Here is a 20,893-nt window from a genome sequence, read left to right on the forward strand (position 1 = left end):
GTACAGCCGCGCATCACGGGTGGATGGCACGCCTCCGTCGCGCCCCTTCGGGTCCGGGTTCTCGCCTGCGGCGAGCCCCGGAATGACGGGGTGTGTTTCGAGGGATCACCGGTCGAGCCATCGTCGCCGCCCGAAGCTTGTGCCGCGCCCGCTTCCACCGCAGAACCGGGCGCCATGGCCCCCGTCACCCCTTCGACCCCGCATCCGCCCTGCCCGGTCACCGGTGAGCCCGCGACCCGTCTCGTGCAGTGGGTCGGTGCCCGGCTGCTGACCGACTTGTGGCGCTACACCTTCCGGGTCGATGTGCGTCCGAGCTTCAAGGGCACGCGCCGGTTCGGGCTGTGGGAGTCGCCGACCGGGCTCTATTTCTTCGATCCGATGCTGGCGGGCGATGCCGGCTTCTATACGAGCCTCTACGGCCGGCTGAGCCCCCGCCACTATCCCCGCGAGGGCCATCCGCGGGCCGAGTTCCGGCTGGCCGCCCGGCACGTGGCGGACGACGCGCGGGTGCTCGATGTCGGCTGCGGCTTCGGCGCCTTCCGCCACGAGGTGCGCCACGCCCGCTATACCGGGCTCGACCCGCACTTCTCCGGCGAGCCCGGCTCGGACTGGGCCCGGATCGAGACGCTGACGGACCATCTTAAGGCGCATGCGGGCGCCTACGACGTGGCGAGCGCGTTCCAGGTACTGGAGCATGTCGAGGACCCGGTCGGCCTGCTGACCGACATGGTCCGCGCGGTCAGGCCGGGCGCAAAGATCATCGTCGGCGTGCCGCACGTGCCGGCGGCGCATACCCGCATCCCGAACTACCTCATCAACGCCGTGCCCCACCACCTGACATGGTGGACCAAGGAGGCGCTGCTGGCGGCGGCAGACCGGGTCGGGCTCGTCAACGCGCGGGTCGAGACGGCGCCCTGGGCCGATGTCGACGGCTTGGTCTACTGGATGGCACTCTGCTCGCCGGTGAAGTGCCGCGACCGGCACTACCGGCATGCCTGGACCTGGCACGCCTCGGCGCTCGCCGGCTTCCTCGCCGGCTGGGTGATGTGGAAGATCAGGCCCGTGCCGCCGGTCGGCGACGAGGGCGCCTCCCTGCTCTTGGTGGCGGAGAAGCCGGCCGTATGAGGCAAGGGTGCCCGCCCGATGCGCAGATCGGGCGGGCAGACATTGAACAGAATCACATCGGCGGGGTGAGGCCGTCCTTGCCGACCGCCACGAGCTTGGCCTTCAGCGTGTCGCCGTCCTTGGCCGCGACCACGAACACCTTGCCGCCGGGCGTCAGCACCGCCTTGTCGGACTTCTCGAAGGCGACGATCGGGGCCTTGGGCGGCACCACGATCGTCTTCGAGCCGTCCTTGTCGTAGGTGACCGTGAGCGTGCGCTCGCCCGGGGCGCCGCCGGCGGTGTTGCCGGTGACGGTGGCGTTGGTCATCGAACTCTTCACCTTCGGGGCGCCGCCCGACACGCCGGTCCCGCCGGCCTTGACGGTGCCGTTGGTCATCGAGCTCTTCACCACCGAGCCGCCGCCGGTGTGGTCGGGGATCGCGTCCCAGGCGTAGTGGCCCTCCGCCGTGCCGCGCATCTCTTCGGGGAACAGCACGACTTCCAGCGCGGTCGGCGGGTTGTCGCCCTTGGTGGCGGTGCCGATGAAGACGCCGTCCTTGATCTGGTCGAGGCTCGACTTCACTACCCAGGCGAAGGTCGCGCCCTCGATCTGGACCCTCTCGGTGCCGCCCTCGTTGGTCTTGATCGTGAGCGTGCCGCCGTCGCTCTTCTCGACCGTGCCGCGCACCCGCTGCAACTCGGGTGCCGCATAGGCGCTACCGGCCAGCGTCGTCATCGCCGCGACCGCGAGCGCCGTCCACATCGTCCGTCTCATGTCGTCTCCTCCGGGTTGGCCTCGGAGGAGGTTATGGGGCGAGCTGACATGGCATCCAGTTTGCGCACGATAGTGTGACGCGCAAGCGATCTTATTTTGCGCTCAGTCTTCGATCCCGTCCGCCCGGCGACGCGCAGCGCGCAGCTTGTCCATGCGGGCGACCGAGAACACGGAGGCCTCGTAGAGGAGCAGCATCGGGATCGCGAGCGAGAGCTGCGAGATCACGTCGGGCGGCGTCAGGATCGCGGCGGCGACGAAGACCAGCACGATGGCGTAGCGCCGCTTCTCCCGCAGGAAGGCGGCGTCGATGACGCCGATTTGGCCGAGCAGCGTCAGGATCACCGGCATCTGGAACGCCAGCCCGAAGGCGAAGATCAGCGTCATGATCAGCGAGAGGTACTCGTCGACCTTCGGCAGCAGCTTGATCGTCGCCTCGCCCGGTTGCCCGATCTGCTGCAGCGAGACCGAGAACTGGATCAGCAGCGGCATCGCCAGGAAGTAGACGACCAGCGCGCCGAGGATGAAGAAGATCGGCGTGGCGACGAGATAGGGCAGGAACGCCTGCCGCTCGTTGCGGTACAGCCCCGGCGCCACGAAGGCGTAGACCTGCGTGGCGATCACCGGAAACGCCAGGAAGCCTGCGCCGAACACGCTGAGCTTGATGTTGGTGAAGACCTGTTCGAGGAAGTGCGTCGCGATCAGCTCGGCGTTCGGGGCGCCGACCACCGACACGTAGGGGTGGACGAGGATGTTGTAGATGTTCTTCGAAAAGAAGAAGCACCCGAAGAACATCACGATGAAGGCGATCAGCGACTTGATCAGTCGCGAGCGCAGCTCGATCAGGTGCTCCAGGAGGGGCGCCCGCGAGGCCTCGATCTCGGCCTCGTCACGCTCTGCGGTCATGGAGTCGGGCCCGTCTCGGTCTTGCTGGCCGTGGAGGAAGCCGCAGCGGTTTGCTGCTCGGCACTCGGGCGCGGCACGTCGAAGCTGCCGGTCTCCTTGGGCGGAGCGGCAGAGGTGGCAGGCGTGGGAGCCGCAGACGTGGGCGTGCGGCCCTCGACGGCGCTGCGGATCTCGTTGCGGATGGTATCGACCGGGTTGAAGCCCGGCTTGGCGGCATCGACGGTGCGCTTCACGCCCTCGACGTCGCGGCGCACCTCGTCGAGCTCGGCCTCGCGGATCGCCTCGCTGAACTGATGCTGGAACTCGCCCGCCATGCGGCGGACCTTGGTGGTCACCTGCCCCAGCGTGCGCAGCGCCTTCGGCAGGTCCTTGGGTCCGATGACGATCAGGGCGACGCCGCCGATCAGCATCACCTCGCCCCAGCTCATATCCAGCATTGCAGCGTCCGTCCCGCGGGTCCGCGCCTGATTAGGACGGTCGTGCCGTCCGCGCCATCCCGTGCGACGCCGATCGCGCGGCGTCGCGGCGCGTTACCGTCAGAGCGCCTTGTGGTCGCCGGCCGGCACGTGGGTCTGCTGCGGCCCGGCATGGGTGGTCGGCTGCGGCGGCAGCGTGCGCACCGGCTCGCCGGCCGACGGCGGCGGCACGGCGTTGTTGGCGCCCGGCGCGGTCTCGTCCTCGGCCATGCCCTTCTTGAACGCCTTGATGCCCTTGGCGACGTCGCCCATCAGCTCGGACACCTTGCCGCGGCCGAACAGCAGCATGACGACGACCGCCACGATGACCCAGTGCCAGACACTCATGCTGCCCATGGCAACCTCTCCCGCACCGCGGCCCCATGGCGGCGGCGCCTCTCCTGAACCTGCGAATTGGGGCGAACCTAGGGATCGCATGGCGCGAACACAAGCAGCACAGGAGGCCGCGGGCGGGACAAAGCGCGTATTGACGCCTCTTCCGCCCCACGTCTCCGTGCGTTCCGGCTCACTCCGCCTTGGCGTTCACCTCGAGCTTGTCCAGCACGGCCGCCGGGGTCGGAGCGGTGCTGACATCGACCATGCCGAGGCCGTCGCCGTTCTTGGCCTTGGCGCTGATCGAGAGCGTGCCGGGCTTCGAGACGAACTTGCCCATCGCCGCGCCGATGGCCTTGGCGGCCGCCGAGTTGCCGAGGATCACCGGCACGCCGATGACGCTCGCGGTGACGTATTCCTTGCGCAGCTCGTCGGGCTTGAGGCTCAGGGTCTTGGCCTGGGCGGTGATGAAGCGGTCGAACAGGCCGCCGTTCTCCAGTGTCAGGTCCAGCGCCTTGGCGGTGGCCGAGAGCATGGCGAAGCCTGAGACCGCGGCATCGGGATCGAACACGTCGGGGCCGATGCCGCCGAGCGTCGCGTTGAGGCGGAGCTTCCCCATGTCCTTGCCGGTCAGCGACAGCTCGTTGAAGGACAGCTCCTTCGTGCCCTCGTTCCAGGCGGTGTCGGCGATCACGTCGAGGTCGAGGTTGCGGTAGCCGTAGAGGCCGAGCGAGCCGAGGCCCGGCACGCTCTCGACCGCGGAGGCCGGGAGCGTCAGCCCCGAGAGCGACAGGCGGCTCGCGGTGGGCACGCCGTCCTTCGGGGGGGCGAAGGTGATGCTGCCGCCGCGCACGCCCACATGCATTGGGGCGGCCTTCGCGGCCGGGTCCTGGCCTTGGGCGGCGACATCGAGGGTGAGATCGGACAGGGTCAGGGTGCCGATCACCGGGGTGAGGCGGCGCAGCTCCGCCTCCTGAGCCGCCGGGTCGGCGGGCGGCGGCACCGGCGCGGCCTTCTCGCCTGGCTTGGGCTCGGCGGGCTTGTCCGGCACGCTTTTGGCGAGCCGGCGCAGGGTGGCGATGGTCGGCTCTAGCGAGAAGCCGGTGAGGCCGAGCTTCGCGATCCTGCCGCGGGCCTCGGCCGAGCCGAACGAAACGTCGGCAAGGCTCACGCCGGCCTCGGCGCCGTTGCCGGTGTAAGCGAACTTGCCGATGGCGAAGTTGAGCGGGTCCTGCCCCTTCATCTCCTTCACGGCGATGTCGCTCGCCTCCAAACTGCCGACCGAGACCGATTCGGCGAGATCGGCGATGAGCCCGGCGGCGCGGGCGCGCTTGGCGGGATCGGGCTGCGACAGGTCGGCGCCGGCCAGCGACTCGACGGCGCCGGACCACGTCGCCGGCGTCTGGCGTCCGGCGAGGTCGCGGCCGGTGAGCCGCGCGATCGAGACGGTGGTGCCGCGCTCGTCGATGAAGGCGATGTCCTCGACCGCGAGCGAGGCGTAGAGCCGCTGGAATCCGCTGCGGGCGGTGCCGGCCTCGGCGTAGAGGCGGGCGAGCGCGGTCAGATCGACCTCCTCCGCCCGGATCTTGCCGTATCTGCCGCTGGCCTTGGCCGGCTGACCGGCCGCGCCCTCGACCGAGAGCGTCGCGCCCGCCGCCGTCAGCTCGCTGATGCGGCCGCCATGGACGTTGCGGGCGGTCACGTCGCGATAGGTCACGATCTGCCGCTTGTCGCCGCGGCGCTCGACCCGCAGTTCCGGCATCGTCAGGCTGCCCGCGTCGAGCCGCTGGAGGCGGGTGCCCCAGTTCTCCTTGGCGTCGCCCTGGAAGATCGCCAGCAGCTCCTCCTTCGACAGCCGCGTGCCGCTCACCGCCACCCGCGGCGCGCTGACGCTGGTCTCGCCGAAGGAGAGCGTGACGTTCTCGAGGACGAGGTCCTGAACGGCGGAGGCCGCCTCCTGCGCCGTTGCAGGCGCTGCGAAGGGAGACGGGCCCGGGGCGGTCAGCAGGACCGCGGCGCAGGCCGGGGCGAGCAGCGCCCGCGTGAGGACGGGACGGCGCGTCGGAAGCGTCATGGTTCGATTCGGATCGAAGCTGTCGAGGAGAAGGGAGCCGGGTGCAGGCAACATCCCTGCCGGTTTTCCACAGGAGAGGCAATTGCGCGGGGGCCACGGCGGTGGGTTCTCGGCGGCTTCCGATGTGTCGATCGGCTGCCTCTGCTCCCCCCTCTTCCCGCACGCGGGGAGAGGCCTGTAGGGACCTTGTCGTCTCTACAGGAAGCGGAGCGGCGGTGAGGGGGCGGTTCCGGAGGAGACTCTTCCGTCGAAGCCCCTCACCTTCGGCTGCCGCCTCGCTTCGGCGACGACGGGGTCGCCGAAGCCCTCTCCCCGCGTGCGGGGAGAGGGAATGAAGCAGGTACCGCGCGGCTGAAAAACCCTGACCCTACAACCACTTCTTCCAGCGGAAGAACACATACGGCAGCACCGCGGCCACCACCATCATGCACACCGCGACCGGGTAGCCGAAGTGCCATTTCAGCTCCGGCATGATCTCGAAGTTCATACCGTAGATCGAGGCGATCAGGGTGGGCGGCATGAACACCACCGCCATGACCGAGAACAGTTTTATGATGTTGTTCTGTTCGAGGTTCACCAGCCCCAGCGTCGCGTCGAGCAGGAACTGGATCTTGGACGAGAGGAACGTCGCGTGCTCCTCCAGCGACTGGAGGTCGCGCAGCGTCGAGCGCACGTCCTCGCGCAGTTCGCGCGGGGCCTTGGCGGTGCGGTAGGTGGCCGAGAGCGAGAGCAGGATGCGCTCCATCGAGACGAGGCTCTCGCGCTGCTTCGAGATCAGGTCGCCGTGCCGCCCGAGCGCGCGTAGCGTGTCCTGAAGGGCGGTGTTGCGGGCGGAGGGATCGTCCCGCTCCTCGAAGATCTTTCGCGACAATCGATCGATGCGCTCGCCTTGGAGCTGAAGCACGTCCGCTGCGCGGTCGATCACCGCCTCGATCAGGCCGGCCAGGATGGTCTCCCCGGTGGTCGAGCGCGAGGGGCCGTTGCCGGTGGTGCGGCCCGCGCGCTGGGCGTACATCCGGAACGCCTGCGGCTCCTCGTAGCGCACCGTCACGAGGCGGGCGTCGCGCAGGATGAAGGTGATGCCGGCCAAGCCCGGCTCCTCGGAATCGCTCACCTTCGAGAGCACGCGGCCGGTCATGTAGCGGGCGCCCTCCTCGACGTAGAGGAGTTCGGACGGCTCGATGTCCTTCATCTCCTCGCGCGTCGGCACCTGAATGCCCATGAAGGATTCGACCTTCACGTCCTCCTCGCGGGTCGGCCGGATCATGTCGAGCCAGACCGTGTCCTCGGGGATCGCGTCCTGCAATTCGAGGGGGCGGCGCTCCAGCAGGGTCTGCGCGCCGCCGGGGACCGGCTGGTGAATGAAGATCAAGGGCGAACTCGGGCGAGGGGCTGGTCGACGGGGACTAGTCGAGGGCGCCGGGCGGCGGCTCGCTCGCATCCGGCACGAAGAAGTCGGGCGCAAGGGGTACGCCCGCTGTGACGCGGTATTTTGAAAAGTCCGTGACGCCCTGCTCGGCCAGGAAGCTGTCGTCGATGAGGAAGCGGCCGGTCGTCTCGCGGGAGGGCTTCAGGAACAGCGCGTGGGCGGCGTCCGCCATGATCTCGGGCGTGCGGCTCGCCTGCATCAGCGCGTCGCCGCCGAGGAGGTTCTGGATCGCCGCCGTCGCGATGGTGGTGCGCGGCCACAGTGCGTTGACCGCGATGCCCTTCCCCCTGAGTTCGCCCGAGAGCCCGAGCACGCACAGCGACATGCCGAACTTCGCCATGGTGTAGGCGAGATGCGGGGCGAACCACTTCTGCGCCATGTCGAGCGGCGGCGACAGCATCAGGATGTGCGGGTTGGGAGCCCTCGATAGATGCGGGATCGCGTGCTTGCTGACCATGAAGGTGCCGCGCGCGTTGATCTGATGCATCAGGTCGTAGCGCTTCATCTCGGTGTTGGCCGTGTTCGTCAGCGAGATCGCGCTGGCGTTATTCACGACGATGTCGATCCCGCCGAATTTTTTGGCCGTCTGGTCGAGGGCATCCCGAACCGCGTCTTCGTCCCTCACATCGACTACCATCGGCAGGGCCTTGCCGCCGGCCCGCTCGATGGCCTCGGCCGCGGTGTGGATCGTGCCTTCGAGCTTCGGATGCGGCGTATCGGTTTTCGCCGCGATCGCGACGTTGGCGCCGTCGCGCGCCGCGCGCAGGCCGATGGCGAGGCCGATGCCGCGCGAGGCGCCGGTGATGAACAGCGTCTTTCCCTGGAGGCTCATGCGTCCCTCGCGATGCGGAAGCGCTCCGGCCGGCGCCCGTCTTCGTCGGTGAAGCCGTAGGCTTCCGCCAGATCCCCGGCATGGAGGATGGCGCCGGCCCGCGCCAGCACGTCCGGGTCGGCGGCGAGCGCCGCGAGCGCCCGACCGGCATAGAGCGGGCTTTCGGTCGCCATCTCGGTCTGGCCTGCGTCGCGCACCCGCTCGGTCGCGACGAAGCCCGGCGAGAGGCCGAGCGCGCAGACGCCGTGCGGCTTCAGTTCCGCCGCGCAGGCGAAGGCCAGCCGGTTCGTCACCGACTTGGCGAGGTCGTAATAGAGGTCGCCGAGATAGTCCTCGGTGCCGAACGAGACGAAGGCGAACAGCCCGCTCCTGGCCGAGACCATGGCGGGCGCGACCGCGCGGGCGAGCAGCAGGGCGGGATACGGGCCGGTGCCCAGGAAGCCGGCGAAAGGCTCGGCCGAGCGGCGCCAGAACGGCGTGCCCCAGGTCGCGCCGTCGGGATAGCGCTCGCCGTCATAGCCCTCGTTGCCGCCCCAGACGCTCGACACGGCCACATCGATCCGGCCGAACCGGCGCAGCGCCCAGTGGACGAGTTCGTCCACCTGCCGCTCGCTGGTGTGGTCGCACAGGTAATGGTGCCCCTCGCCGCCCGCCGCATCGACGGCGCGGGCGGTGTCCTCGATGGTCTCGGGCCGCGTCTCGGTGCGTCGCCCGGTCTCGGAGGAGCGCGCGGTGACGATCACCGTGGCGCCCGCCTCGCCCAAGCCCCGGGCGATGCCGCGCCCGACCCCGCGCGAGGCCCCGGCGACGAGGCAGACTTTTCCCTGAAGCGGACGCGTCACGGTTTGCGCGCACCGGACAGGAAGCGGGCGAAGGCGGCTTGCGCCTCGTCCGAGGCCAGCCGCTCGGAGAAGGCTTTCGCCTCCGCCTCAACGGCGGCCTCCACCGCCGCCTGATCCCCGCGGATCAGCGCCCGCGTCGCCGCCACCGCCTCCCGCGGCAGGGCGGCGAGCCGGGCGGCTTGGGCCAGCGCATGGGCCTCGACCTCATCGGAGGGCAGGAGCGCGTTGGCGAGGCCGAGCGACACGGCGGTCTCGGCCTCAAAAGTCTCGGACAGGAGCAGCAGGGCGGAGGCCCGCGCGGTGCCGATCCGGCGCGGCAGCAGATAGCTCGCGGCGGCCTCCGGCACGAGGCCGAGTTCGACGAAGGGCATGCGGAAGCGGCTCTGCGGCCCGACGAAAACGAGGTCGCAATGCAGGCACAGCGTCGTGCCGACGCCGACCGCGGGCCCGTCGATCACTGCGACCAGCGGCGTGCGGGTGCGGGCGAGCTGCCGGATGAAGTGCAGGGCCGGCATGTCGAAGAACGAGCCGCCCTTCGCCGCCGCGACGAAATCGGCCAGATCGTTGCCCGCGGTGAAGGCGCCCGGCAGCCCGGCCAGCACCACCGCGCCGATTTTTTCCGAGTTGTCCGCCTCGGCGAGCGCTTCGCGCAGGGCGTCGTACATGGCGCCGGTCAGCGCGTTCTTCTTCTCCGGACGGTTCATCCGGATCAGCCGCACGCCGTCCGCACGGTCCTCGACGATGACGTGCTCGCTCATGCGCGAAAAACTCCCCGCGCCCTGCCCCGCTCCTCCTTCGGACGGATGACGGGGATTGTCGAGGGGCGGGTGGCCCAAACGGAAAACGGGCGGCCAACCGGCCGCCCGCTCCATGCACCACAGCTTTTGATCAGACTCGCAGGTCGAACCGGTCGAGGTTCATCACCTTGTCCCAGACCTTCACGAAGTCGCGCACGAAGCGCTCGTGGCCGTCCGTGCCGGCATAGACTTCCGTCACCGCGCGCAGCTGCGAGTTCGAGCCGAAAACGAGGTCGCAGCGAGTGGCCGTGTACTTCGTCTGCCCGCTCTCGCGGTCGTCGAGGGTGAAGGTCATGGCCGAAGCGTCCGCCTTCTTCCACTCGTAGTCCATGCTGGTGAGCACGGTGAAGAAGTCGTTGGTGAGCACGCCGACGCGGTCGGTGAAGATGCCGTGGTTCGAGCCGTCGTGGTTGAGGTTGAGCGCACGGGTGCCGCCGGCCAGCGCCACCCATTCCGGGGCGGTGAGCGCGAGCAGGTTCGCCCGGTCGAGGAAGACTTGCTCGGGCGCGACCTTGCCGCCGGTGATCTCGGCGAAGCTGTCGTCGATGTAGTTGCGGAAGCCGTCGACCACGGGCTTCAGCCACTCGAAGCTCGCCTCGTCGGTGAGTTCCGCGGTGGTGTCCATCCGCCCCGGGGCGAACGGCACGGTGACATCGACGCCGGCATCTTGGGCCGCCTTCTCCACCGCGGCGCAGCCGCCGAGCACGATCAGGTCGGCGAGCGACACCCGCTTGCCGCCCGCGGCCTTGCCGTTGAAGCTCGACATAATGCCGCGCAAGCTCTCGATCACCGGCACGGCGCGCCCATTGACCGACCAGCCGATCTGCGGGGCGAGCGCGATGCGGGCCCCGTTGGCGCCGCCGCGCTTGTCGCTCTTGCGGTAGGTCGAGGCGGACGAGAACGCCGTGAAGGCCAGATCCGACACGGAGTGGCCGCTGCCCAGAATCTCCGCTTTGAGGGCCGAGATGTCGGAGGCGTCGATCACCGGATGGTCGAGCGCCGGGATCGGGTCCTGCCAGATCAGCTCGTTCTCGAGCTTCTTCTCCGGGCCAAGATAGCGCTCCTTCGGACCCATGTCGCGGTGGGTGAGCTTGTACCACGCCTTCGAGAACTCCAGCGTGAAGTAGTCGAAGTCGTCCAGGAACTTCTGGCAGATCTCGCGATAGACCGGATCGACCTTGAGGGCGATGTCGCTGGTCATCATCATCAGCGGATGGGTCTGGCCGGGCACGTGCGCGTCGGGGGTGCGCGGCGCGTCCGGGTCGGTCGGCTCCCATTGCAGGGCGCCGGCCGGGCTCTTGGTCTGCTTCCAGTCGTACTTGAACAGGTTGGTGAGGTAGTCGTTGTCCCAGGTCGTCGGGTTCGGCACCCACGAGCCCTCGATGCCGTTCGTCATCGTCTGCTCGGCGGAACCCTTGCCTTCCGGGTTGTGCCAGCCGAGGCCCATCGCCTCCATCGGGGCGATCTCCGGCGGCGGGCCGATCCGGTCGGCCTTGACCATGCCGTGGCTCTTGCCGAAGGCGTGGCCGCCCGCGATCAGCGCCACGGTCTCGACGTCGTTCATCGCCATGCGGGTGAAGGTGACGCGGATGTCGTGCGCCGAGGCCTGCGGGTCGCCGCTCTGGTAGGGGCCTTCCGGGTTCACGTAGATCAGCGCCTGATGCGAGGCGGCGAGCGGCTGCTCCAGGTCGTAGTCCGGGTCGCCGTTCTTGCCGCGCCAGCGCTTGTCGCGGTTCACCATCTCGTCGGGAGACTTGACGTTGTGCGGGTCCCACAGCTCCGAGCCCCAATAGGTGGCGTTGTCGGCCTCCCAGGCGTCGCGCCGACCGCCGGCGAAGCCGTAGGTCGGGAAGTTCATGATCTCGAGGGCCACGGTGCCGGTCAGCACCATCAGGTCGGCCCAGGACAGGGCGTTGCCGTATTTCTGCTTGATCGGCCAGATCAGGCGGCGCGACTTGTCGGTGTTGCCGTTGTCCCACCAGCTGCTGATCGGGGCGAAGCGCTGAAGGCCCTCACCGGCGCCGCCGCGCCCGTCGGCGATGCGGTAGGTGCCGGCGGAGTGCCAGGCCATGCGGATCATCTGCGGGCCGTAATTGCCGTAATCGGACGGCCACCACGACACCGAGCTCGTCAGGAACGAGCGGATGTCGGCCTTGAGCGCTTCGTAATCGATTGCCTCGAACGCGGCCTTGTAGTCGAAGTCGGGCCCGAGCGGGTCGGCCTGCGGTCCGTTCTGGTGCAGCGTCTCGACCCGCAGGCGGTCGGGATACCACTGCTCCAGCGTCGGGGGTGAGGCGAACGTGCCGCCGATGCGGTCCCCGCCGAAGGGGCATTTGCCCGAAAGGACATCGGTGTAGGTTTCCATGGTCCTTCCCCTTTATCTCACGTTGCGCGCACGCGGCGGGGAAGGCTGTGGTCCGGCCTCACGTCCCGCACGGATGGACGCGACCGGCCTGCGGCATCGGGCCGGTAGCCGGAGCGTCCTGTGCTGCCGTCGGGACTGACTCTGATGCTCGAACGGCTGGCCTCAAACGCTCAAGCCAACGAATGTTCCCAAGCTTGGCCGGCGCCATTTCGGCGCACCTTCGAGGGAGGATTCGGGGGTGGACTTGGCTTGAGCGCGACCCAGTGGGCTATGCCGCCTATCCCACCCCTCCCCCTCATCCTGAGGTGCTGCGAAGCAGCCTCGAAGGAGGGCTCCCGCCAGCCGCGCGATCCCTGGAGCCCTCCTTCGAGGCCTCCGCTGCGCTCCGGCACCTCAGGATGAGGGGGTGGGTGGGATGATGGGATGAGCGGCAGTACGCTCACCTGAACGCGCGAACGCGTTACGCGACGCCGGTGCGCAACAGATCGTGATAATGCACGAGGCCGACCGGGCGCCCGTCCTCGACCACGACGAGGGCGGTGATCTTCATCGCCTCCTGAATCTGCAGCGCCTTGGCCAGCAGGGTCTCGGGCGTGATGGTGCGGGGGTTGCGGGTCATCACCGCATCGACCGCCAGCCCATCAAGGCCGTCCTTGGTGAAGATCGCGCGGCGCACGTCGCCGTCGGTGACGATGCCGGCAAGGCGCCCGTCCGCGTCCGTCACCAGCACCGAGCCGAACCCCTTGGCGTCGATCTCTGCCACCGCCGCCCGCATCAAGGTGCCGAGCGCCACGATCGGCAGGCGCTCGCCGCCGTGCATCACCTCGCGCACCTGCCGCAGGGAGGCGCCGAGCTTGCCGCCGGGATGGAACACGGAGAAGTCGCGGGCCGAGAAGCCGCGCGCCTCCAAGAGCGCCACGGCCAGCGCGTCGCCGAGGGCGAGCTGCATCGCCGTCGAGGTCGTCGGGGCGAGCCCGTTGGGGCAGGCTTCCTTCGCTTTGGGGAGAGTCAGGCAGATGTCGGCCTCGCGGCCGAGCGTCGAGGCGGCGTTGCAGGTGATCGCCACCAGTGCGACGCCGTAGCGGCGGGTGTAGCCGATGATGTCGGCGAGTTCCGTGGTCTCGCCCGACCACGACAGGGCCAGCACCACGTCCTCGGGCTGCACCATGCCGAGATCGCCGTGGCTCGCCTCCGCCGGATGGACGTAGAGGGCCGGCGTGCCGGTGGAGGCCATGGTCGCGGCGATCTTGCGGGCGACGTGGCCGGACTTGCCCATGCCGGTGCAGATCACCCGGCCGCGCCCGGCGCCGATCCGCGCGACCGCTTTTGCGAACGCGGCACCCATGCCGTTGCCGATCGCCGCCATCAGGCAGGCGAGACCCTCGCGCTCGGTCTCGATGGTGCGCAGGGCCGAGGCCACGGCGGGAGCAAGGCCCGCATCGGTGTCGTCCGTCGCCTCGATCCGCTGGGCAAGGGCCATGTGGGGTCCGGTCCGTGTTCGCATCGTTCGCGTGCGTTCTTAGCCGCGAATGTGGTCGCAAGGGGGCTGCGGCCAACGGCACCGCGAGGCTTGCCGAAACCGGCCGTTAACCCTGTCCGGTATAGCTCGGTTAACCATGGCGGGCCCGGACGAGCGGGCTTGCCGGCGGCATCGAGGGAAGAGCGCAGCCGGTGACACGCGAGCGGCCGATCACGGGAGAGCGCGCGCACCGCGCCGGGGCCGGCGCCCTCGCACCGGCGCTCGCCCTCGCCCTGGTGCTGGCCGGCTCGGCCTTCGCGCAGGACGCCGACCCGGCGGCCAACCCGTCCGCGACCGATCCGTCCGCCGCGTCGAACGGCGCCGAGGCGCCCACCCGCACCCCGCCCCGACGCCCCGGCATCGAGACCGTCTCGCCGCTGCGCGCCGGCAGCCCGACCTCCCCGCTCCTCGGTTCCTCGACCGCCGGTTCGTCGAGTGCCGGCAGCGCGAGCACCAACCTGTTCGGCCCCCGCGCCCCGGTCTCTCCCGGGGACGCCCCCGCCGCGTCCGATTCGACCGGTGACGACGGCGTCTCGCGCCTGCCGCGCTTCCGCACCGCCCCCGGCCTCACCGGCGGCGCCACGGTCAACGGCGCCCGCCCCTCGCTGCTGCGCCAGCGGGCGGCGCCGCCGCGCCGGCTCGGCTCGGCGACGAAGCAGATCACCCAGGCGCGCACGCAGCAGACCACCACGGATCTGCGCCTGTCGCCGGTGATCCAGAACCCGGTCTCCGGCGTGCCGCTGCCGGCCACCTTCGTGCGGCTCGGCCTCGTCAACCCGGCCAACGTGCTGGGGCTCGGCCTCGGGCTCAACACCATCGCGCAGGGGAGCCTGAAGCCGATCGATCCGGCCTACGCGCCGCTGGGAATCCGGATCGGGGCGCTCACGCTGCTGCCGGCCTTCACCCAGAGCATCGGCTACGACACCAACCCCAACCAGACCATCGCCCGCTCGGCCCAGCCCTCGCTGGTGTTGCGCAGCGAGGGCGAACTCGCGGTCCGCTCCGACTGGTCCCAGGCCGAGTTCACGAGCGAGATGCGCGGCAGCTATCTTGAATATCCCGACAATCCGGGGGCGAGCCGGCCGAACGCCATCGGCGTCTCGCGGCTGCGGATCGACGCCAACCGCGACACCCGGATCGATGTCGAGACGCGCTTCCTGCTCGACAGCCAGCGCGCCGGCAGCCCCGACCTCAACGCCGCCACCGCCAGCCGCCCGCTATTCGCCAGCTACGGCGCCTCGGTGGGGGTGCAGGAGAACTTCAACCGGCTGCAGGTGTCGCTGCGCGGCTCGCTCGACCGGCAGGTGTTCGAGGATGCGCGCCTGTCGAACGGCACGGTGATCCGCCAGAGCGACCGCGACGCCAACCAGTACGGCGTGCGGCTGCGGGCCGGCTACGAAGTCTCGCCGATGTTCACGCCTTTCGTCGAGACGCTGATCGACACCCGCATCTACGACACGCCGGTCGATCAGTACGGACTGCGCCGCGATTCCGACGGCATCGCCTTCTCGGCGGGTGCCTCCATCGAGATGAACCGCGCGCTCACCGCCGAACTCTCGGCCGGCATGCAGCACCGCTCCTACGTCGATCGCTCGCTTCGCCCCATCGACGCGCCGCTGGTGAGCGCCGCGCTGATCTGGACGGTCTCGCCGCTGACCACCGTGCGCTTCAACCAGCAGACCGGCGTGATCGAGACCGCGGTGCCGGGCTCCAGCGGCGCCTTCACCGACGTGGCGACGCTGGAGGTGCAGCACGACCTGTTCCGCAACCTCTCGATCAATGTCGGCGCCACCTACCTCTCGAACAACTACGAGGGCGTGCGCATCCGCGAGCGCGGCTACTCGGCCTTCGCCCGGCTCGACTACCGCTTCAACCGCTGGCTGACCTTCCGCGGCAGCTACCTCTGGTCGACGCTGACGAGTTCCAGCCCGAATTCCAGCTACGAGGGCCACGCCGTGCTGCTCGGCGTGCGGGTGAACCCCTGAGCGCCGGTTCTCCCCGGCGGTCCTCCCACCCCTACCCTCATCCTGAGGTGCGGAGCGCAGCGGAGCCTCGAAGGAGGGCTCCAGTTCGCTCAGCGACTTCCGGAGCCCTCCTTCGAGGCCGCTTCGCGGCACCTCTGGATGAGGGGTGTGGGTGGGATCGACCGGTCGAAAAGGGGCCGAAAACCCTACCGCGCCAGCGCGAGCTGCGCGCCCGACTTCGACAGCGCCCCGTCGAGGTTGCCGCCGGACTGCCGCAGGCGGGCCGTGACGGTGCCGCCGGGCTGGTAGAGATAGACCTCGCCATCGCGAAAGTCCCAGGCCGAGACCTTGGCGAGGTCCTTGTTGGCGCAGCCCGAGGTCGAGGCCTTGTAGAGGTCGAGCGCGGGCGCGCTCGACAGCGAGACCTTGCAGCTGCCCGACGCGTCGGTGGCGTTCCACGAACCCACCACCGAGGAGCGGCCGGTGGCGATCACGGGGGCCGGCGCGGGCGCGGGCGGCAGCGGCTCGGGCTCGATGACCGGGGACGGCGCGGCGGCGACGCTTGGCGGCCCATCGACCGGGGCGGCGCTGGCGCCGGGCGGGGGGGCGAGCGGCTCGCTCGTCACCCGGCCCGCGGGCAGGGCCGGCGTGGCGGGCTCCAGGGCGGCCTGCGGGCGCGGCCGCGGGCTGTCGAAGCGCGACGTGCCGCAGGCGCCCAGGCTCGCGGCGAGCACGAGACAGGCTGTGGTCGAGAGCAACCCGCGCGGCATCGAGACCCCTTATGTCCTCGGGCAAACCTGCGGCTCCCGTCGCGGCCAAATGCGATGGCGGCAAGGCGCGCGGGACAAGCGGGGCGGGAAAAGCGGGACCGTGGCGGGATTTCGCAGGGGTGTGGCGGGAGGGCCGCACTCGGGAGGCCGGGCCGGTGCGCGCCGGGTGTGGCGCCCCTGCCGCATGGTCGGCGAAAACGCCGAAGTCGCTGTCTCGGCCCAGATCCCGGCACGATCCGCCCCGATCCTGGCACCCGACCGATTCCCTCAAGGCCCGAGCGAGACGCGCGTGACCCCGCCGCCCGCCATCGCGTCCCGATCCCCCCGCCGCGGCGGCGCCCTGTGGCTGCTCGCCGCCTGCGGGGCGCTGCCGCTCTCCGCCCAGGCGGACGAATCCTGCCGCACGGGCGCGGCGCGGGCGGATCGGCTCGCCGGACTGGGATTGCGCGGCGAACTCATCCTCGCCTCCGGGCGCCGGGCGGTTTTTTCGGATTTGCGCTGGCCCGAGGAACCGGAAGGCGACGCCGCGGCCCGTGCGTGGCTGCTGCCGTTCCGCGATGCGCCGCTCACCCTGATCGAGCGCGGGGCTGAGGACCGCTGGGGCCGCCGCCGGGTCGATGCCGTGACTGAGAGCGCCGAGCCCGCGGACCTCGCCGGCGGCCTGATCGCGGCGGGTCTCGCCCAGGCCGATCCGGGCGAGGCCGACGCCCTGTGCCGGCCCTCGCTCCGGGCCCTGGAGGCGGCACCGCGCGCGGCCGGGCTCGGCCTGTGGAAGGACGGCGCGATCCAGGCGACGGACGCCGCCGCGCTCACCGCGCGGGCCGGGCGCTACGTGATCGCCGAGGGGCGCATCCTGCATGTCGGCGAGCGCAGTGCGCGCACGTATCTGGACTTCGCCCCGCGCGGGATGCAGGGCCTCACGGTGACCGTGCAGAAACGCACTTGGCGGGGGCTCACCGAACATGGTTTGTCTGCGGCCACGCTAAGGGGGCGCCTCGTGCGCGTCCGCGGTACGGTCGAGATGGGGCGGGGCCCGGTGATCGACCTGGGCAGCCGGGACGCGATCGAGGTGGTCGAGGGGGAGCGGGCGCTGCGGCGCTGAACGGCATGACGGGGGATCGGCACATCGGATCGGTGCGGCGGGGCGCTTTCGCGTCGCGTGCGCGCCTGCTCGGAGGGCTCGCGCTCGCGGCCCTGCTCTCGGCCTGTGCCGGCGACCAGACCGGCAGCGTCATCACCCCGGCCGTCATCAAGGTGCCGGAGCAGGCGCCCAAGACCACCGGCCGCGCTCGCAGCGGCGACGAGGCGGACCACGCCAAGCTCGTCGCTTCCTTCGGCGGCGAGTACCGCGCGCCCGCCGCCCACAAGCTCTTGACCGAGGTGACCGAGCGGCTGGTGAAGGCGAGCGAGCGGCCGGACGAGGCCTACGCGGTCACGCTGCTCGATTCGCCCGTCGTCAACGCCTTCGCCCTGCCGAGCGGCCGGCTCTACGTCACCCGCGGCCTGCTCGCGCTCGCCACCGACACCTCCGAGGTCGCGGCGGTGCTGGCCCATGAGATCGCCCACGTGACGCTCCGCCACGCCACCGCCCGCAGCGAGATGGCGCTCCGCTCGCAGCTCGTCAGCCGGGTCGTGGCCGACGTGCTGAACGATCCGGTGACGGGGGCGCAACTGGAGAACCAGTCGAAGTTCACGCTCGCCCGCTTCTCCCGCGAGCAGGAATTCGAGGCCGACACCAGCGGCGTGCGGGTGCTGGCCCAGGCCGGCTACGATCCGTTCGGCGCGAGCCGCTTCCTCGAGGCGCTCAACCGCACCATGGCGCTCAAGTCCGGCACCGGCACGGCGAGCGAGCCCGACATGCTGGCGACCCATCCGGCCACCACCGAGCGCATCGCGCTCGTCACCCGCGCGGCCCGGCGCATCGGCGCCCCCGGCCTCGGCGTGGACGAGCGCGCTCGCTACCTCGCCGCCATCGACGGGCTCGCCTACGGCGACAACCCCGGCGAGGGGCTGGTGCGCGCCCGCCGCTTCCTGCATCCGGGCCTGCGCATCGCCTTCGAGGTGCCCGACGCCTTCGCCATCGAGAACACCCGCAACGCCGTGCTCGGCACCACGCCGGAAGGCAGCCGCCGCCTGCTGTTCGATCAGGTCGAGGCCAGCGCCGACCGCGGCCTGGAGGACGTGCTGCGCGCCACATGGAACGACGCGATCGACGCGGCGTCCGTCGAGAACCGCATCGTCAACGGGCACCCGGCGGTCACCGCCCTGTCGAAGGGCAAGGACTGGACCTTCCGCCTCGCGGCCTTGCGCGTCGGCGAGACCACCTACCGCATGATCATGGCGGCCAAGGGCACCACCGACCCCGACCCGGCCTTCCGCCGCTGGATCGAGAGCCTGCGCCCGATCGAGCCGGACGAGGCGGCCAGCCTCAAGCCCGCCCACATCCGCCTCGCCACCGCCGCGCCGGGCGACACGGTGGAGAGTTTTTCGCGACGCATGATCGTGCCTGACCGGGCGGCCGAGCGTTTCCTCGTGCTGAACGGCTTGGAGCGGGGGGCGAGCTTGAAGCCGGGGCAGAGTTATAAGGTGGTGGTGGAGTAGGCGGGGAGTTCCTCACCCCCCACCGTCATTCCAGGGCCGCGCAGCGGAACCTGGACCCGGAGGGGCGCGCCGGAGGCGTGCAATCCACCCGTGATCCGCGGTTGAACGAACCGTCGAGGCCAGTCGTGGATTCTGGGTTCTCGCCTCTGGCGAGCCTCGGAATGACGGGAGGCGAAATGCTTCCGGCTTGCTCCGTCCCCGCCTCCTGTCCTAGGCCGTCCGCGCACCGCTCCGGGTCCGACGTGACGCCCCCTGCCCCCACCAACGACACCGCCGTCGCGGTCGTGTTCTTCCGCCCCTCCCCCGCGCAGGTGGCGCGGATCGTCGAGCGTTTTTCCGGGCGCCTGCCCGTCTTCATCTACGACAACGGCGGCCTTCCGCTCGGCGCCGCGGCGCGGCTCGATGCGGCGGGGGTGACGCGTCTGGGTGAAGGTCGCAACGACGGCATCGGCGCCGCCCTCAACCGGCTGTGCGAGGCGGCCACCGCCGCGGGATACGCCCGCGTGTTCCTGCTCGATCAGGACGCCGACACCACCCCCGAGACGGCCCACGCACTCGGCCTCGCCCTCGACCGCCTCGCTGCCGCGACTCCGCCGCCGGCGCTCGTCGGCCCGGCGCCCGCGCCGAACCCCGGCCACAAGGCGCCGCGCTATCCGCTCCGCCCCGGCGTGACGCCCCACGGCGCCCTGCTGCCGGTGGAGTTCCTGGCGACCTCGGGCTCGCTCATCGACCTCGCGGCCTTCAAAAGAATCGGCCCGTTCCGCGAGGACTTCTTCATCGACGCGGTCGATCTCGAATGGTGTTTTCGCGCCTGGGGCCGCGGGTTCGCCTGCTGGATGGACCCCGCCACCGCGATTCCCCACAGCGTCGGCCGCGGCACGATCCGCGCGCGGTTCCTGCCGATCGCGATGCCGGACCAGCCGCCCTTCCGCATGGCGGTCTACCTGCGCAACACCGCCTATGGCTGGCGCCTGCCGCACGTGCCGGGGCGGTGGAAGCTCAAGCAGATGGCCTATCTGCCGGCGCAGATCGGGCTCTACTGGGCCCATCACGGCTACCGCCCCGCCCTCCTCGCGCGCCTCGTCAGGGCCGTCGCCGATGGGCTGCGCGGGCGTCTCGGGCGTCCCGAGGACGCTCCCCCGTGACCCCGCTCGACGTCGTCATCGTCAACTGGAACGCCGGCCCGCAACTCGCCGCCTGCCTGTCGAGCCTCGCCGCCTGCGACGCCGCCGCGGCGTTGCGCGTCGTCGTGGTGGACAACGCCTCCACCGACGGCTCGGCCGAGGGGCTGGAGCGGCCGGGCCTCTCCGTCACCGTGCTGCGCAATGCCGAAAACCTCGGCTTCGCCCGCGCCTGCAACCAGGGCGCGGCCGTGGGCTCGGCGGATGCGATCCTGTTCCTCAACCCCGACACCGAGGTGAGCCGCGACGGCATCGGCGAGGCCCGCGCGGTGCTGGAGGCACAAGGCCGCACCGGCATCGTCGGCGCGCGTCTCGTGGACGAGGCGGGCCACACCCACCGCACCTGCGCGCGCACGCCGACCGCGTTCAGTCTCGTCGCCCACACCCTGTTCCTCGACCGGCTCCTGCCGGGTCGCATCCCCCCGCATTTCCGGCTCGACTGGGACCACGCCGACACGCGCCCCGTGGACGCCGTGATGGGCGCCTTCCTGATGATCCGCCGCCCGCTCTTCACCCGACTCGGCGGCTTCGACGAGCGCTTCTTCGTCTACTGGGAGGATGCCGACCTCTGCACCCGGACGGGTCGGGCCGGCTTTGCCGTGTGCCATGCCGCACGGGCCGTCATCCGCCATCGCGGCCAGGGGACGACCGAGGGCGTGAAGGACCGGCGGCTGTTCTACTTCCTGCGCGCCCAGGCGCTCTACGGGCAAAAGCACCATGGAACGGCCGTCCTCCTCGGCGTTCTGGCCGCGGCGTTCGCCGTCAACCTGCCGGTGCGGCTGCTGCGGGCGCTGCTGCGGGGCGGCCCGGGTGAGGCCGGCGCGGTGCTGCGGGCGGGCCGCTGGCTCGCGGTGGCTGCGCCCAAGCTGTTGACCCGGCGGCCGAGTTAGGGCTTGCCTCCGCCGTGGCCTTGCCGGTCGCCGCGCCCTCGGCCATGCTGAAGGGCGCA

18 protein-coding genes are annotated in these 20,893 nt (G+C 70.7%); 6 read left to right on the forward strand and 12 right to left on the reverse strand.

The window, feature by feature from the left end; genetic code table 11:
- Positions 1-174: 174 nt before the first annotated feature.
- On the forward strand, positions 175-1,125 hold the full coding sequence (locus AAHG03_RS05050) for a class I SAM-dependent methyltransferase (protein WP_342149227.1): 951 nt from the start codon (positions 175-177) through the stop codon (positions 1,123-1,125).
- A 52-nt stretch (positions 1,126-1,177) separates the two neighbouring features.
- Here the strand turns inward: AAHG03_RS05050 and AAHG03_RS05055 are convergent, their stop codons facing one another.
- The 11 genes from AAHG03_RS05055 to AAHG03_RS05105 all read right to left on the reverse strand — a co-directional run bounded on the left by AAHG03_RS05055 (position 1,178) and on the right by AAHG03_RS05105 (position 13,389).
- Entirely contained in the window at positions 1,178-1,879 is a 702-nt protein-coding gene (locus AAHG03_RS05055; RefSeq protein ID WP_342149229.1) for a metal ABC transporter permease, read from the reverse strand.
- Positions 1,880-1,981: 102 nt separating this feature from the next.
- The gene (gene tatC / locus AAHG03_RS05060; RefSeq protein WP_342149230.1) at positions 1,982-2,782 is read right to left on the reverse strand and encodes a twin-arginine translocase subunit TatC; all 801 of its coding nucleotides are present in this window, start codon (positions 2,780-2,782) and stop codon (positions 1,982-1,984) included.
- Positions 2,779-3,219, reverse strand: a complete 441-nt coding sequence (tatB, locus tag AAHG03_RS05065) for a Sec-independent protein translocase protein TatB (RefSeq protein WP_342149231.1) — start codon at positions 3,217-3,219, stop codon at positions 2,779-2,781. The genes tatC and tatB overlap by 4 nt, the downstream gene beginning before the upstream one ends.
- Before the next feature lie 99 nt (positions 3,220-3,318).
- On the reverse strand, positions 3,319-3,594 hold the full coding sequence (locus AAHG03_RS05070) for a twin-arginine translocase TatA/TatE family subunit (RefSeq protein WP_056246206.1): 276 nt from the start codon (positions 3,592-3,594) through the stop codon (positions 3,319-3,321).
- Positions 3,595-3,763: 169 nt separating this feature from the next.
- Complete coding sequence (locus tag AAHG03_RS05075; protein WP_342149232.1) at positions 3,764-5,644, reverse strand: hypothetical protein; 1,881 nt, start codon at positions 5,642-5,644, stop codon at positions 3,764-3,766.
- A 367-nt stretch (positions 5,645-6,011) separates the two neighbouring features.
- Positions 6,012-7,016 (reverse strand): magnesium transporter CorA family protein, encoded by a 1,005-nt coding sequence (locus AAHG03_RS05080; RefSeq protein ID WP_342149233.1) that lies wholly within the window; start codon positions 7,014-7,016, stop codon positions 6,012-6,014.
- A 34-nt stretch (positions 7,017-7,050) separates the two neighbouring features.
- Positions 7,051-7,905, reverse strand: a complete 855-nt coding sequence (locus tag AAHG03_RS05085) for an SDR family oxidoreductase (protein WP_342149234.1) — start codon at positions 7,903-7,905, stop codon at positions 7,051-7,053.
- A complete protein-coding gene (locus AAHG03_RS05090; protein ID WP_342149235.1) occupies positions 7,902-8,747 on the reverse strand; it encodes an SDR family NAD(P)-dependent oxidoreductase in 846 nt (281 codons plus the stop codon). The genes AAHG03_RS05085 and AAHG03_RS05090 overlap by 4 nt, the downstream gene beginning before the upstream one ends.
- The gene (locus AAHG03_RS05095; RefSeq protein WP_342149236.1) at positions 8,744-9,505 is read right to left on the reverse strand and encodes an enoyl-CoA hydratase-related protein; all 762 of its coding nucleotides are present in this window, start codon (positions 9,503-9,505) and stop codon (positions 8,744-8,746) included. The genes AAHG03_RS05090 and AAHG03_RS05095 overlap by 4 nt, the downstream gene beginning before the upstream one ends.
- A 130-nt stretch (positions 9,506-9,635) precedes the next feature.
- Positions 9,636-11,909, reverse strand: coding sequence for a catalase/peroxidase HPI (gene katG / locus AAHG03_RS05100; RefSeq protein WP_342149237.1), 2,274 nt, complete (start codon positions 11,907-11,909; stop codon positions 9,636-9,638).
- Between the two features lie 460 nt (positions 11,910-12,369).
- Positions 12,370-13,389 carry a KpsF/GutQ family sugar-phosphate isomerase gene (locus AAHG03_RS05105; RefSeq protein WP_342149239.1) on the reverse strand — a complete coding sequence of 340 codons (1,020 nt, stop codon included), beginning with the start codon at positions 13,387-13,389 and terminating at the stop codon, positions 12,370-12,372.
- Between the two features lie 191 nt (positions 13,390-13,580).
- Between AAHG03_RS05105 and AAHG03_RS05110 the strand changes: the two genes are divergently transcribed.
- Entirely contained in the window at positions 13,581-15,413 is a 1,833-nt protein-coding gene (locus AAHG03_RS05110; RefSeq protein ID WP_342149240.1) for an outer membrane beta-barrel protein, read from the forward strand.
- A gap of 185 nt (positions 15,414-15,598) precedes the next feature.
- On the opposite strand, the gene AAHG03_RS05115 is transcribed toward AAHG03_RS05110, so the two are convergent.
- Positions 15,599-16,162 (reverse strand): AprI/Inh family metalloprotease inhibitor, encoded by a 564-nt coding sequence (locus AAHG03_RS05115; RefSeq protein WP_342149241.1) that lies wholly within the window; start codon positions 16,160-16,162, stop codon positions 15,599-15,601.
- Positions 16,163-16,451: 289 nt separating this feature from the next.
- Here AAHG03_RS05115 and AAHG03_RS05120 point away from each other — a divergent pair, with 289 nt between their 5' ends.
- The 4 genes from AAHG03_RS05120 to AAHG03_RS05135 all read left to right on the forward strand — a co-directional run bounded on the left by AAHG03_RS05120 (position 16,452) and on the right by AAHG03_RS05135 (position 20,834).
- Positions 16,452-17,264, forward strand: coding sequence for a DNA-binding protein (locus AAHG03_RS05120; RefSeq protein WP_342149242.1), 813 nt, complete (start codon positions 16,452-16,454; stop codon positions 17,262-17,264).
- 5 nt (positions 17,265-17,269) lie between these two features.
- On the forward strand, positions 17,270-18,763 hold the full coding sequence (locus AAHG03_RS05125; RefSeq protein ID WP_342149244.1) for a M48 family metalloprotease: 1,494 nt from the start codon (positions 17,270-17,272) through the stop codon (positions 18,761-18,763).
- A gap of 242 nt (positions 18,764-19,005) precedes the next feature.
- Positions 19,006-19,908 (forward strand): glycosyltransferase family protein, encoded by a 903-nt coding sequence (locus AAHG03_RS05130; protein WP_342149246.1) that lies wholly within the window; start codon positions 19,006-19,008, stop codon positions 19,906-19,908.
- Positions 19,905-20,834: a glycosyltransferase family 2 protein gene (locus AAHG03_RS05135; RefSeq protein ID WP_342149248.1), complete on the forward strand. Its 930-nt coding sequence runs from the start codon at positions 19,905-19,907 to the stop codon at positions 20,832-20,834. Before AAHG03_RS05130 ends, AAHG03_RS05135 begins: the two co-directional genes overlap by 4 nt.
- Positions 20,835-20,893 lie beyond the last annotated feature (59 nt).

It is taken from the genome of Methylorubrum subtropicum (assembly GCF_038442325.1).
GTDB lineage: Bacteria > Pseudomonadota > Alphaproteobacteria > Rhizobiales > Beijerinckiaceae > Methylobacterium > Methylobacterium subtropicum.